Origin of the sequence: Actinocrinis sp., assembly GCF_035946395.1 — a bacterium.
Classification (GTDB): Bacteria; Actinomycetota; Actinomycetes; order Streptomycetales; family Catenulisporaceae; genus Actinocrinis.
On sequence record NZ_DASYZI010000394.1, the window covers coordinates 17565 to 31498 of the forward strand.

Annotated in this window: 9 protein-coding genes and 1 pseudogene; 6 read left to right on the forward strand and 4 right to left on the reverse strand. The window is 69.2% G+C overall.

What is annotated here, in order from left to right; genetic code table 11:
* The first annotated feature begins 60 nt into the window (after positions 1 to 60).
* The 4 genes from VGS97_RS24500 to VGS97_RS24515 all read left to right on the forward strand — a co-directional run bounded on the left by VGS97_RS24500 (position 61) and on the right by VGS97_RS24515 (position 4800).
* Complete coding sequence (locus VGS97_RS24500; RefSeq protein WP_326855996.1) at positions 61 to 633, forward strand: TetR/AcrR family transcriptional regulator; 573 nt, start codon at positions 61 to 63, stop codon at positions 631 to 633.
* Between the two features lie 321 nt (positions 634 to 954).
* Positions 955 to 1995, forward strand: a complete 1041-nt coding sequence (locus tag VGS97_RS24505) for a lytic polysaccharide monooxygenase auxiliary activity family 9 protein (protein ID WP_326855997.1) — start codon at positions 955 to 957, stop codon at positions 1993 to 1995.
* A 161-nt stretch (positions 1996 to 2156) separates the two neighbouring features.
* Entirely contained in the window at positions 2157 to 3026 is an 870-nt protein-coding gene (locus tag VGS97_RS24510) for a hypothetical protein (protein ID WP_326855998.1), read from the forward strand.
* A 58-nt stretch (positions 3027 to 3084) separates the two neighbouring features.
* Positions 3085 to 4800: a serine/threonine-protein kinase gene (locus VGS97_RS24515; RefSeq protein ID WP_326855999.1), complete on the forward strand. Its 1716-nt coding sequence runs from the start codon at positions 3085 to 3087 to the stop codon at positions 4798 to 4800.
* 225 nt (positions 4801 to 5025) lie between these two features.
* Here VGS97_RS24515 and VGS97_RS24520 read toward each other — a convergent pair whose 3' ends face one another.
* From VGS97_RS24520 to VGS97_RS24530, 3 genes and pseudogenes are all read right to left on the reverse strand, one after another.
* Entirely contained in the window at positions 5026 to 5487 is a 462-nt protein-coding gene (locus VGS97_RS24520; protein ID WP_326856000.1) for a type II toxin-antitoxin system PemK/MazF family toxin, read from the reverse strand.
* 70 nt (positions 5488 to 5557) lie between these two features.
* Positions 5558 to 6274, reverse strand: a pseudogene (locus VGS97_RS29670) (amidohydrolase family protein); the annotation flags it as partial.
* Between the two features lie 1037 nt (positions 6275 to 7311).
* Positions 7312 to 8862 (reverse strand): APC family permease, encoded by a 1551-nt coding sequence (locus VGS97_RS24530; protein WP_326856002.1) that lies wholly within the window; start codon positions 8860 to 8862, stop codon positions 7312 to 7314.
* Between the two features lie 173 nt (positions 8863 to 9035).
* Here VGS97_RS24530 and VGS97_RS24535 point away from each other — a divergent pair, with 173 nt between their 5' ends.
* The gene (locus VGS97_RS24535) at positions 9036 to 10448 is read left to right on the forward strand and encodes a glutamine synthetase family protein (protein ID WP_326856003.1); all 1413 of its coding nucleotides are present in this window, start codon (positions 9036 to 9038) and stop codon (positions 10446 to 10448) included.
* Positions 10449 to 10830: 382 nt separating this feature from the next.
* Here VGS97_RS24535 and VGS97_RS24540 read toward each other — a convergent pair whose 3' ends face one another.
* Positions 10831 to 12648 (reverse strand): ABC transporter ATP-binding protein, encoded by a 1818-nt coding sequence (locus tag VGS97_RS24540; protein ID WP_326856004.1) that lies wholly within the window; start codon positions 12646 to 12648, stop codon positions 10831 to 10833.
* Positions 12649 to 12983: 335 nt separating this feature from the next.
* On the opposite strand from VGS97_RS24540, the gene VGS97_RS24545 reads away from it, so the two are divergent.
* On the forward strand, positions 12984 to 13934 hold a 951-nt coding region (locus VGS97_RS24545), incomplete at its 3' end, for a LacI family DNA-binding transcriptional regulator (protein WP_326856005.1).

Sequence of the window (13934 nt, forward strand, 5' to 3'; positions counted from 1 at the left end):
GGGAGGGGGTCGTACCAGTACGATCCAAGACCCGGCCGACGAGCGAGAGGAGGCGGCATCGTGGCAGGCGGGGACCGGCCGTTGCGCGCCGACGCGCAGCGCAACCGTGAGCGGCTGCTCGACGTCGCGGTGCGCGCCTTCTCGCGCTCGCAGGGCGGGCCGGAGCCGACACTGGAGGCGATCGCGCGCGAAGCGGGCGTCGGCATCGGGACGCTCTACCGGCACTTCCCGACGCGTGAAGCGCTCGTCGAGGCGGCGTATCGCAGTGAGCTGGCCAAGCTCTGCGATCCGGTGCCCGAGCTGATCGCGAGCATGCCGCCCGATCGGGCGCTGCGCGCGTGGATGGACCGCTTCGTCGACTACATGACCACCAAGCGCGGCATGGCCGACGCGCTGCGCCAGGTCGTCGCGTCCGGCGGGAATCCGTACGTGCACAGCCGCGTCAAGCTCACCAGCGCTGTCAGTGCACTGATCGACGCCGGGGCGCGCGCCGGGACGGTGCGTGCCGATGTGGACCCGGCTGACGTGCTCGCCGGCCTGACCGGCGTGACGCTCGTCGCGGGCGGAGCCGAGAACCGCGCGCAGGCCGGCCGCGTGCTCGATCTGCTGATGGACGGCCTGCGCAGCCGGTAAGTGCGCGCAGCGTGAGAACGTTTCCGGCGCCCTGTCAGGACGCTACCGGAACGCTGCCAGAACACCGCTGGTGACTGTCGGCCACTGTCGAATGTTTCGACGCTTTACACTCCATTACCGAAACTTTCATCCGCTTCGTCCGGAATGTGATCTCGCGACTCAGCCCCCTGTCGCCCCTGACCTGCGTCTGGGCGTGTATATACGCATTGATTTCGCTGGTCGGCCGGGAGCCCGCGGTCCTGCGCCGTTCACCGGTTGGCGCGTCGATACTACGCTCCCGCCGGACCAAGCCTCCCTCAGGACCCAAGAAGGGTGGGTAACGTGAGGAAGCGTAACAAAATAGCACTGTCCGGCGTCATCGCCGCGGCGACGCTGCTCGCGACCATGGTGAGCGCAACTCCCGCGTCGGCGCACGGAGCGATGATGATCCCGGGGAGCCGGACCTTCTTCTGCTACGAGGACGGTCTCACCTCCACCGGACAGATCATTCCGCAGAACCCGGCGTGTCAGGCGGCGATCGCCACCAGTGGCACCACCCCGCTGTACAACTGGTTCGCGGTCGGCAACCGCAGCGGAACCACGAGCGGCGAGACGTCCGCGCTCATCCCGGACGGAAAGCTGTGCAGCGGCAACAGCAACTACTACGACTTCTCCGGGTTCGACCAGGTCAACGCCAACTGGCCGGTGACCCACCTGACCGCGGGCGCCACCATGCAGATCCAGTACAACAAGTGGGCGGCGCACCCGGGCACCTTCTCGCTCTACATCACCAAGGACGGCTGGGACCAGACCAAGCCGCTCACCTGGGCCGACCTGGAGTCCACGCCGTTCTCCACGGTGACCCTGCCGCCGTCGGTGGGTACTCCGGGCAGCATCAGTAGTTACTACTACTGGAACGCGACGCTGCCCGCCGCCAAGACCGGTCGCCACGTCATCTACTCCATCTGGGCGCGCTCGGACAGCGTCGAGACCTTCTACGGCTGCTCCGACGTCGTCTTCGACGGCGGTACCGGCCAGGTCACCGGCATCGGCGCGACCGCGCCTCCGCCGCCCACCGTGCAGTGCAGCGCCGCGTACGCGATCACCAACACCTGGCCGGGCGGCTTCCAGGCCGGGATCACGGTGACCAACCCCACCACGTCCACCATCAACAGCTGGACGGTCAGCTGGACGCTGCCGGACGGAGAGACCATCAGCAGCGCCTGGAACGGCACGCTGTCACAGGCGGGCTCGCTGGCCACGATCAAGTCCGCCAGCTGGAACGGCCAACTGGCACCGAACGCCAGCACCACGCTCGGGTTCACCGCGAACTTCACGGGCACTCCCGCGGTGCCCGCGAGCATTTCGTGCACGAGTCCGTGATGACGACCGACCTGTCACAGTAGGCGAATAACAGTCGACAAATGGCAGTAGGTGCACAGCCGAGCCGCCGGAGGGTGTGCGGGCCCTGCGGCGGCTCGGTCCCGCGAACGGAAGGGGCGTCCAACGTGTCAGTACGTTCAGCCAAGAGTCGGATTCGGGCGGTGGCGCTGCTGGCCGCGCTGACCGGTACGGTCCTGTCCGCCGCGGCCTGCTCCTCGCCGAAGGCCGCTGATATACAGGGCTCTTCGAACATGCCCGACATGGCGGACATGCCGACGGCCGCGCCCTCCGCCGTGGCCGAGGCGGCTGCGCGCGGCACCGGCCTCGCCGACAACGTCAGCGGCTACATCTACCTGCCGTCCACCGACACGGTCGCCGCCGGCAGCCCCGCCGGCTTCACCTTCCACATCACCGGGCCCGACGACCACGCGGTCACCCGGTATCAGCCCTATGAGAGCAAGCTCGTCGTCTTCTACCTGATCCGCTCGGACCTGACCGGGTACCGCGAGTTCGACCCGACGATGCGGGAGGACGGCACCTGGACCGTCGAACTGCCGCCGCTCCAGCCCGGTTCCTACCGCACGTACGTCACGTTCGCCGCACCGGATTCGAGCGCCGGCACGCCACAGCGTTACGTGCTGTCGCACCCGCTGAACGTCCCGGGCCGCTCCGCCGACACGCCGCTGCCCGCGCCGTCGTTGTCCACCGCGGCGGACGGTTACGACGTCACGCTCTCCGGCGCGCTCAAGTCCGGCACGACCATCCCGTTGGCCGTCAACGTGACCAGCGGCGGAAAGCCGGTCGGCTACTTCGATCGCTACCTCGACGGCTACGCCCACCTGACCGCGTTCCGGGTCGGCGACGCGGCCTTCGCGCATCTGCTCTCGACCGGGCGCTCCGGCGGCGCAGGCGGATCCGGTGCGCTCACTGCCGACGCGCTGTTCCCGGAGAGCGGCACGTGGCGGCTGTTCGTCCAGTTCCAGACGGCGGGCAAGCTGCACACCGCCGCTTTCACCGTCGACGTGCCCTGATCGCCGCGCCGCCACGGCATGGCACCATCCTGTCGTGTCAGTCCCGTATAGTGCCGCCATGAATGCTGGGGGGTCGGGTCGCGACCTCGTGGATGGCCGCTTCGAGCTGCTGGAACGGCTCGGCGGCGGCGGCATGGGCCTGGTGTGGCGCGCTCGCGACACCATGTTGCAGCGTGAGGTCGCACTCAAAGAGGTACGACCCGCGCAGCAGGTGTTCGACGACGACCCGGTCGCGGCGCACGTGCTGCGCGAGCGGGTGCTGCGTGAGGCCCGCGCTCTCGCGCGACTGCACCACCCGAACGTCGTGACGATCTACCACATCGTCGACTCCGTCGAGCATCAGCACCCGTGGCTTGTCATGGAGCTGGTTACCGGCGGTTCGCTGGATGATCGCATCAAGCGCGGACCCTTGCCGCCGCAGGAGGTGGCGCACATCGGTCGCGGCGTGCTCGCCGCACTGCGTGCCGCGCACGCCGCGGGCATCCAGCACCGTGACGTGAAGCCCGCCAACGTGCTGCTGCACCTGGACGGCACGCCGGTGCTCACCGACTTCGGCATCGCCGCGCTGAGCGAGGCGAACAGCCTCACCCAGACCGGTGCGCTGGTCGGTTCGCCGGAGTACGTCGCCCCCGAGCGCATCCGCGGGCAGGAAGGCGATCCGGCCTCGGATCTCTGGTCGCTCGGCATGATGATGTACGTCGCTCTTGAGGGCTACAACCCGCTGCACCGCGACACCACCCTCGCGACCCTCGCCGCCGTGCTCGACTCCCGGATCCCCGAGCCGATACACGCCGGTTCGCTCACCCCGGTGCTCAGGGAACTGCTGGTGCGGGACCCCGCGGCCCGGCCTGACGCGCCGCGGCTGGACCACCTGCTCGCCTACGCCGAGCAGGGCGCCATCTCCATGATGTACGGCAACGCGGCAGCGGCGTACGTTTCGCCGATCCCGCCGTTCGGCCCGTCCGGCGCGGCGTACGGGCCAGAAGCGGCTTTCGGGCCGACGGACGCCGTATACGCGCAGAACGGTGCTGGTAACGCGCCGACGCCATACGCGTCTGCGTCATCGAGCGGGAACGTGAACGTGACGTCCGGGCCACGCCGTCGCCGCACGGCCGCGTTCGTCGCGTCCATCACCGGTACTGCCGCGGTCGGCTTGGCGTTGGCCCTCGTCTGGACGCTGCACGACTCGCCGGCGTCGGCGTCGACCGGCAACAACGGGAACAGCGGCAACAACACAGGCGGCGTGTCCAGCACCGCCTCGCCGTCGGCGGGCACTTCGGGTGGGGCGAGCCCGAGCGCGTCGGCCGATGGCGGCGGCGGTGGTGACCAGAGTCAGGCGTCGAACCTGCTGACCCCCGCCGGGGCACGCGCACTGGTCAACGTCATCCATCAGCAGCTCGGCAACAGGAAGATCATCGAACTCGTCCTCTACCCCGACTACGCCGCCCTTGAGGCGGAGACCGCGTCGGACCCGACCCTCTACGACGAGTACTGGTACCGCGGCGGCAACCTCACCCGGGAGTCGGGCGGCACGATCACGGACGAGGTCCCGGTGGACCTGAGCGCGGTCAACTGGAACGCGCTGCCCACGCTGCTTTCCGCCGCTGGCAAGCAGCTGAAGATCCCGCACCCGACGTCGCAGTACGTGATCGTCGAGGGCAATTGGATCGACCAGGGCCCGGGGCTCGGCATCTATCTCGGCGACGACTACGGCAGCGCCTACCTGCTGGCCGACCTGAAGGGCCGCATCATCGAGTCCTTCCCGCGCAGCTAGCCCCATCCTCCGCACGTCGTCCGGGCGAGCGATACGCAGACCGGGACGATCCGGGCTCATCATCGAGCAATGGCCTTATTCAATAAGGAGAAATGCCCGATATCTCATGATCGTTCTTCGCTCATTCGGATGACGTGCGGAGAATGGGGCTGTCATGGGGCTGTCAACAAGCAGTTGGCGCGGGAAGGCCCGGGTCGGACTGTGAGTTCTCAGGTCCCGAGGTTCTCAAGTCCAGTTGTAGCGCTTGTGCAGGCGGGCGACGACGACGTCGAAGTGGTGCCGCTCCATGGCGCACGTCTCGCGGCGCATGCCCTTCTCGTGCACCCGGACGACGCGCTCAAGGTTGACCCACGACTCGCGACCCTCGCTGTCCCAGGGGCCTGAGCCGACGTCCACGAAGTCCTGCGTGCCGTCGTGGCGCTTGCTGGTCAGCTGCACGGCCAGGAGCGTGCCGGTGTGCTCGCGCGCGACGATCAGTACCGGGCGGTCCTTGCCGCGGCCGTCGTGCTCCTCGAAGGGCACCCACGTCCAGACGATCTCCCCGGGGTCCGGGTCGCCGTCGTGCTTCGGCGCGTACGTGGTGTGCACCGGGCCGATCTCGGTCGGTTCCACCTCGATGGTGGCGTTGTCGCCGAAGCGGCCGGGAGAGTCGGCGAAGGGGTCGTGCACAGTGTGCAGATCACTCATGTAGATCACTCATTCGGTCGGTCACCCGGACACTTTAGCCGCCATGCGTCACCCATAAGGCGGCATTGGATCAACGCGCATCGAGACGGTATACGCGACGGGCGTTCCCGGCGCAGATCAGCTCGGCGACCCGGTCGGCGTCCGCGCCGGTCCACGCATCGTCCTCGACTCCCGCACGCAGGAAGTCCGCCAAGCCGCGACGGAAGAGCTGTGCGCCGAGGTAGTGCAGTTCGGGTAGCGCGAAGGCGTCGGAGGAGTAGAGGAACTTGCCGAACGGCGCCAGTTCCAGCGCCTGCGCGATCAGCTCCCGGGACCCGTGACCGAGATTGTGCGTGGCGAGGCCGACGTCGAGGAAAACGTTCGAATACACCTGCGCCAAATAGCCCGCGTGCCGGTGGAACGGGTAGTTGTGCAGCAGCAGCACCGGAACGCCAGTGGGTTCGATCGCCCGCAGCAGCCGGGTGAGCAGCAGCGGATCGCAGCGGTCGAGATCGACGTCGGCATCGCCGTAACCGACGTGGAACTGGATCGGCACCCCGAGGTCCACGCCGCACCAGATGAGGAACCGGTGCAGAGTCTCGTCCACGAGGCGGACCGGCGCGCCGGGACCGCGCCGGACGAGATCGGTCAGCCACCGATCCGCAGCGGCCGTGACGTCGGCGTCGGCGGGCCGTTCGCCCGCCAGATCCAGGCCGTAGCGGTATGCCGCGATCGACTTGAAGCCGACGGCCGTGCGGGCATGCTCAGCAAGCCGGGCTCGGACCGCATCAGCGAACCCTGCCGAGCCGCTGCCGCTCCCACTGCCGCTCTCACTGCCAGTGCCAGTGCCAGTGCCGACGAGCCTGGCCGTGTTGTCGCCGCTGCTCTCACTGTCGCCGCCAGTGCCAGCGCCGACGAACCCGGCTGTGTTGTCGCCGCCAACGCCACTGTCACTGCCGCTGCCAACGAACCCGGCCGTATTGTTGCCGCCGTTCCCGCCGCCACTGCCAGTGCCAGCGAGCCTGGCCGTTTTGCCGCTGCTGCTCTCACTGTCGCCGCCACTGCCAGTGCCGACGAACCCAGCGGTGTTGCCGCCCCCGACGCCCCCGCCCCCGCCACTGCCAGTGCTGACGGGCCCGGCCACGTTGCCGCCGTTGCTCCCGCCGCCGCTTCCACGGAACTGAGCCGCTCTGCTGCTGCCACCCGTGCCGCTGTACCCTCTGTCGCCCGCGATGATCTCCTTCACGACCTGCTCGGCGACCTGCTCCAAACGGACGATTTCGTATGATGATGCGCCCGCAGCCTGGCCGAGTTCTTGCGGGGAGAGCAGCGGCTCGGGTTCGAATCCTGTGTCGACGCAGAGCGCTTCGAGACCGGCGGCGCGCAGCATGCGGCCGGTCACCTCGGTGTGGCCGAGTTCGGCACGGCGCTCAAGGTACGCGTCGGGCGCGGCGTGCGGCTCCAGATCGAGCAGTGGCGCGCACCAGCGCCGTATTGCGAAGCCGATCTGCGAGTCGAAGAGGCTGCCGCCGAGTGGACCGAGAGATCCGCGCGACCTAGCTGAACCGGTCGACCCGGGCGAGCCGATCGAACCGGCTGAACTGATTGACCCAGGCGAGCCGATCGGACCGGCTTGGCCGATCGACCTGGGCGAGCTGATTGGACCGGCCGAGCTGATTGGCTCGGCTTCGGTGAGCAGTGACTCGAAGCCGGGCCGGTCGAGGTCGCGGCGAATCACACCGTGGCAGTGATGATCAATGAGTTGGTGACGAACGAGTTGGTGGTTACCCGACTGGTTGTTACCCGGCTCGTAGTCAATGGGCTTGTGGTCGATCGGTCGGCTGCTCAGCTTGTGCCGCCTTCCAGTGCCACTGTGCTGTCTGAGGGCGGCTGTCCGGGGCCGGACCCAGCTTCAGATCCCGGGACGGCGTTGGCCGCTGCGGCTATTCCCGCCGCTTCGGTAAGCTTCACGCCCATTCGCCGCGCCGTCGCCGGTGCCGCCAGTACTGCGACGATACTGACGAACAGCCAGCCGCCCGAGACCACCGGGAGCCAGAACGTGGACGAGCCCCAGGCGGGGTACGGGATCACGTTGCGGTACAGCGTGTAGCCGAGTAGCACGATTGCGGCCAGCGGTATGACGATCTGCCAGGCCGGGATCGCCATGCGGCGTTGGACGAAGAACAGCCGGATCGCGCCTATCGTCGTCAGCAGGTATGCCACCAGCAGGATCAGCGTGCCGATCGTGCCGCCCCAGGTGAACGTGTTCTCCGGCACGGCCGACAGGCTCAGGATGCTGATCACGATCGTCACCGCCATGATGCCGACCACTGCGCCGCCGGCGCGCGCCGGTGTCCCCATCGCCGAGAGTCTGCCCAGGCCGCGCTGCCCGAGGCCGTCCCGGTTCAGCGCGAACAGCAGCCGGGCGCTGCCCACCGTGCAGGCGAGGCAGCAGCCGAACGCGCTGATCATCGCGCCCAGGGTGATCGTGTCGCCGACCCAGGAGCCCACGTACGTGGTGCCCAGGTCGCCGATCAGCGACTGCGACGCGCCGAACGCCGCCACGCCCTTGGCGTTGGTGCCGAAGCCCATCGCCTCGACCGCGGTGACCACGGTGAAGAAGATGCCGCCGAAGATCGCCGTGCCGAGGATCGCCCGCGGGATGTCGCGATGCGGGCGCGCGGCCTCCTCGCCGAGCGTGGCCGCGGCCTCGAAGCCGGCGAAGGACAGGAAACCGAACACGATGCCGAGGAAGACCGCCGACGTGCCGGTGCCCGGCGGCACGGTGAACACGCTCATGGTGAAGTGCTGCCCGGACGGCGTGTCGTGCGACAGCAGCTTGACCAGCACCACCGCCGAGACCGCCAGGATCAGCGCGACGGTCGCGCCCTCCACCACCAGCAGCAGGTTCGTGCCGCGGCGCACCGGGATCGCGGTCAGCAGGAAGCACAGCGCGAGCGTCACCGCGGTCAGCGCGTACCCGGCGCGGGCCGGCGGGTTGTGCCAGGCGCCGATCTCCTCCAGGAAGGAGGTGCCGAAGATGCCGACCACCGACGAGGTGGTCACCCCGTAGAAGACGTACGTGCCGAGCAGCCCCCACCCGGCCACCACTCCGGCGCGCGGGCCGAGCGTCGCGCCGACGAAGGCATATACGGATCCTGAATGGTTGAAGTACTGGCTCAGACGCACGAACACGTAGGCGACCAGCAGCACGCCGACCGCGGCGAGCAGGAAGGCCAGGGGCACCGCCCGGCCGACCGACGGCACGCTGGCCTGCGGATTGATGTTGGCGGCCATGCTCGGCGCCATCAGCGCGACCGAGAGCCCGACCGCCTGCCAGACGCTGAGCGTGCGGCGCAGTCCGACGGCGGGTTGGGGCAGGGTCTGGGTCGCCATGAGCGACTCCTCACAGGACAGGGCTCTGAGGTGCGTCTGGCGCACAGTGTGACGCTTCATGTACTGATGGGTAAGTAGCGCACGCTACATGTGACAAACTTTTCCGCCGCGATCCGGCAGACTCGTCCGCACGAAATCAATGCACTGGGCTGGTCGGGTAAGAAGGGACAGCGATGGGACAGTGGGACATCCTGGAACAGCGCGAGCGCGACGAGCGCGCGGCCCGCGCCAGGCGGATCGCCGAGGACTTCGAGGCGCGCGGCACGGTCAGCGCCGTGGCCGTGACGTGGGTGGACAACAGCGGCATCACCCGGGTCAAGGGCGTGCCGGTGGCCAGACTGGAACGCGCCGCGGCCTGGGGCGTCGGCATGTCGCCGTGCTTTGACACGTTCCTGATCGACGACTCCTCGGTGTCCGCTCCCGGTGCGGGCGGCCCGAGCGGCGACCTGCGCCTGATGCCGGATCTGGACCGCATCACCCCGCTGGCCGCGCAACCCGGCTGGGCCTGGGCCCCCGCCGACCGCTACCGCCAAGACGGCGCCGTGCATCCGCTCGACGCGCGCAGCCTCGCCCGGCGCGAGGTGGAGCGGCTCGCGGCCGACGGCTACGCGGCGCGCGCGGCGTTCGAGGTCGAATGGTGCGTCTCGCAGAGTGGCGGCGACGAGTTCGTGCCCGCATGCTCAGGCCCCGCATACAGCATGACGCGCCTCGTCGAGCAGTCCGACTATCTCACGACGCTGATCGATGCGCTGCGCACCCAGGGCGTCGCGGTGGACCAGGTCCACCCCGAGTACGCCGCCGGACAGTACGAGCTCTCCGTGGCCGCCGAGGACCCGGTCGGCGCGGCGGACACGCTCGTGCTGGTGCGCGAGACCATTCGCGCGGTCAGCGCCGGCTTCGGGTTGCGCGCGACCTTCTCGCCGAAGGTGGTGGCCGGCGGCGTCGGCAACGGCGGTCACGTCCACCTGAGCCTGTGGAGCGCGGACGCGGACGATCAGAGCAGCAACCTGATGGCCGGCGGCGACGGACGCCACGGCTTGACCGCAGATGGCGAGGCATTCGCCGGGGGCGTACTCGGGCACCTGCCCGCGCTGCTCGTCCTCGGCGCCCCGGCGGTCGCCAGCTACCTGCGGCTGATTCCGTCACACTGGGCCGGGGCGTTCGCCTGCTGGGGCCTGGAGAACCGGGAGGCCGCGCTGCGCTTCGTCGCCGGATCGCCCGGCGACGCGGCGAACGCGGCCAACCTGGAGATCAAATGCTTCGACCTGGCCGCCAACCCCTACCTTCTGATCGCCGCGCTGCTGGCCACCGGCCGCGCCGGGCTGGCCGCGAGCGCCAAGCTGCCCGATCCGGTCGACGTCGATCCGGCGACACTGTCGGCCGAGGATGTGGCCGGGCGCGGCATCAAGCCCCTGCCGTCCTCGCTGGGCGGCGCGGTGGCCGCGTTCGAGGCCGACGACGTGCTGGCCGAGGCGTTCGGCACGCTGTTCGTGAGCACCGTCGCCGCCGTGCGTCGAGGCGAGGTCGCCCTGTTCGCCGGATCGACGCCCGAACAGATCGTCGAGCGCACCCGCTGGAAGCACTGACCAGGACGCGCTGAACAATGGCGTGCGAGGCGTGCAAAATCATGCCAGATCTGCGAGAGCTGCGGACTCGTGTGCAACTGCATATGTGGTCCGAGCCGGTGTGATGGTTTTCAGAGCTGCCGCGGCCATGTCGACCGCAGGTCGGATGACACTTTGCGCGATCGGGATCGCTGCCGCCAGTGCGGACCAGATCTCTGAGCCAGCCGGCGTTGCGCGGTAAATCCTTGGCCAGGTCGGTCAAGGGATCGTCAAGGGAACTGTGTCCGGCCGATGCGGGAAGTACCTTCAGCGTCACGGGTCGTGCCCGAGCCGCGCCGGGCTCGGGCACGAGTCTTTTTTCGCTGCTGATCCTTTTCCGTGCGCTGATCCCTTTTGGCGCGGGTCAGATGATCTGATCTTCTGGTTGGCTTCGAAATACTGCGGCGTGCGGCAGGTGCATCCTCGCGTAGGCGCCGTTCCGGCTCAGCAATTCCTCATGCTTGCCGATCTCCACGATGCGCCCTTGGTCCATCACCACGATGCGGTCCGCGCCGCGGATCGTGGACAGCCGGTGCGCGACCACGAAGACGGTGCGGCCGTGCACCAGCCGGGCCAGCGCCTGCTGCACCAGGGATTCGGAGCGCGTGTCGAGTGCGGACGTGGCCTCGTCGAGGATCAGCACGCGCGGATCGCGGATCAGCGCCCGCGCGATGGCGAGGCGTTGTTTCTGGCCACCGGACAGGCGCGCGCCGCGCTGCCCGATCACGGTGTCCAGGCCGTCCGGCAACCGCTCGACGAACTCCAGCGCATTGGCCGCCCGCAGCGCGTCGCGCACCGCACGCTCGTCGACCTCCGGCAGGCCGTAGCCGACGTTCTCCCGCACGCTGCCCTCGAACAGGATCGACTCCTGCGGCACGACCGACAGGAAACGCCGGTAGCTGCGCAGATCGAGGCGTGCCATGTCCACCCCGTCGAGCAGGATCCGTCCCTCGGTCGGCCGGATGAATCCGATCAGCAGATTGAGGATGGTGGACTTGCCCGCGCCGGACGGCCCGACCAGCGCGACCGTCTCGCCGGCGTGAACCGCCAAGTCGAAGCCCGAGACGGCCGGCTGCCCGGACTCCGGGTAGGTGAAGCCGACGCCCTCGAAGCAGATCCGGCCCTCGACCGCGGCGACCTCGGCCTTGCCCGCGTTGCTCTCCAGGTCCGGCGCCTCCAGCACCTCGCCTGCCGAGCGCACCGACTCAAGGCCCTTGGTGATGACCGGGGTCAGGCTGATCAGCGAGGTGGTCGAGCCGGTCAGCGTGGTGAAGAAGGCGCTGAGCATGACCACGTCGCCGGGCGTCAGGCCCCACCAGCCGTAGTACGCGGCCAGTGCCGAGCCGGTCAGGCAGCCGACGCCGAGCGTGTTGAGCGAGATCCAGGCCAGCGCGCCGAACCTGCCGTTGAGCACGTCCAGCCGCAGCCCGGACAGCAGTACCTGCCGCAGCGAGCCGTCCACCCGGCCGACCGCGGTGGTCTCCACGCCGTGCGCGCGGGTGATCGGGATCAGGCTCGCCATCTCGCTGACCCGGGAGGAGAGCTGTTCCATCTCTCGGCGGAACGACTCGTTGTGCATGCGCATCCGTGTACGCAGCCGGGTGACCAGCAGTGCCGCCGCGGGCACGATGACCAGGAAGATCGGCAGGAAGGCAGGCACCCGCAGCCCGATCACGGTCAGCCCGCCGAGCAGCGTCATCACGGCCGCGAGGCCCGCGTCCGAGGTCTGCTGCGCCATCTGCTCGATGGTTTCCACGTCCCGGATCACCTTGGCCTGCAACACTCCGGCGCTGACCCGCGAGTGATAGCCGATCGACAGCTGTTGCATCCGCCGCACCAGCGCGGAGCGCAGCGCCGTGCTCATCCGGCGCACGCTGCCGTTGAGCGAGCGCACGTACAGCAGGTGCATCGGGTAGTTCAGGAACAGGATCCCCAGCAGCACGCCGACGTTGAGCCACAGCCGTGAGATCGGCCGGTGTGAGACGACGACGTCCACGACGTCCGCCGTGATCAGCGGCAGCAGCCAGATCGGACTGTGCTTGACGGCGTAGGCGGCCACGGCCACGGCCAGCTTGCCCCGGTCGTCGTGGAAGAGGTAGCGGAGAGTGAGCAGCGGATGTTCGCCGCGGAAGCGGTGGTCGAGGGTGTCCCGGACGACGGGAGCGGGTGCCGAACGGCGCATGAGCCAAACCAATCGCGAGCGTGGGCGCCTCGTCCAGGCAAATTGATTCGAGGGTGCGCACACCCGCATAGGCCGGGAACAAGCCCGCCTCCGCAGCCGAGTGCGGCGGCTGCGGAGGCGGGCTGGCAAGGCATCCTCACCCTAGTGTCTTAGACAGATCAGTGCAACAGTTAAACAAATTTTCGCAATTTGCTAGCTCGGTGGCGATCGTTTGCTGGCTTTGCCGCTGGCGGGCGCCGGGTTGGCGTTCCCGCGGTCGACGATCGGCGGAGTTCAGTTGACGCCGAGTTGGAAGACTTGCACCGACTTGCAAGGCCGTGCGGTATTCTTGCGGCATGTCACGGAGGCTTGCGGAGGTGGCGAAGAAGGCCGGGGTCAGCGAGGCCACGGTCAGCCGGGTGCTCAACGGCAAACCCGGGGTCGCCGAAGGGACGCGCGCGGCCATCCTCACCGCGCTCGACGTGCTGGGGTACGAGCGGCCGACGCAGCTGCGCGGCGAGCGCGCCCGGCTGATCGGCCTGGTGCTGCCGGAGTTGCAGAACCCGATCTTCCCCGCGCTGGCCGAGGTGGTCGGCGGCGCGCTCGCGCAGCGCGGGTTCACCCCGGTGCTGTGCACGCGCACGGCCGGCGGCCTGTCCGAGGCGGACTATGTCGAGATGCTGCTGGAGCAGCAGGTCTCCGGGGTCGTGTTCGCCGGGGGCCACTACGCCGAGGCCGACGCCCCGCACCAGCACTATCTGCGGCTGCTCGACCTGCGGCTGCCGGTGGTGCTGGTCAACGCCGCGGCCGAGCACCTCGACTTCCCGCGCGTGTCCACCGACGACGCGGTCGCCGTCGAGCAGGCGTTCGGGCATCTGGCCGCGCTCGGCCACGAGCGGATCGGGCTGATCCTCGGCCCGGCGGACCACATGCCCTCCCGGCGCAAGCACGCCGCGTTCGAGGCGGCCGCGCGGGCCGGCTCGCTGGCCTACGAGGCGGGCTGGGTCGAGCGGGCGATGTTCTCGCTCGAAGGCGGGCAGGCCGCGGCGTCCCGGCTGATCGGCCGCGGCATCACCGGCATAGTCTGCGGCAGCGACCTGATCGCCCTCGGCGCGGTGCGCGCGGCCCGGCGCGCGGGGCTGCGCGTGCCCGACCAGATCTCGGTGGTCGGCTATGACGACTCCTCGCTGATGAGCTGCACCGATCCGCCGCTGAGCACGGTGCGCCAGCCGATCGAGGCGATGGGCCGCGCCGCGGTGGCGATGCTGGTCGGCCAGATCGAGGGCGCCAACGTCACCGCGGACGAG

What these genes read in the sequence shown, in the direction of transcription:
- VGS97_RS24515 (WP_326855999.1), top strand. Translation starts at nt 3,085, where the DNA reads ATGAATGCTGGGGGGTCGGGTCGCGACCTCGTGGATGGCCGCTTCGAG.
- VGS97_RS24520 (WP_326856000.1), bottom strand. Translation starts at nt 5,487, where the DNA reads ATGAGTGATCTGCACACTGTGCACGACCCCTTCGCCGACTCTCCCGGC.
- VGS97_RS24530 (WP_326856002.1), bottom strand. Translation starts at nt 8,862, where the DNA reads ATGGCGACCCAGACCCTGCCCCAACCCGCCGTCGGACTGCGCCGCACG.
- VGS97_RS24535 (WP_326856003.1), top strand. Translation starts at nt 9,036, where the DNA reads ATGGGACAGTGGGACATCCTGGAACAGCGCGAGCGCGACGAGCGCGCG.
- VGS97_RS24540 (WP_326856004.1), bottom strand. Translation starts at nt 12,648, where the DNA reads ATGCGCCGTTCGGCACCCGCTCCCGTCGTCCGGGACACCCTCGACCAC.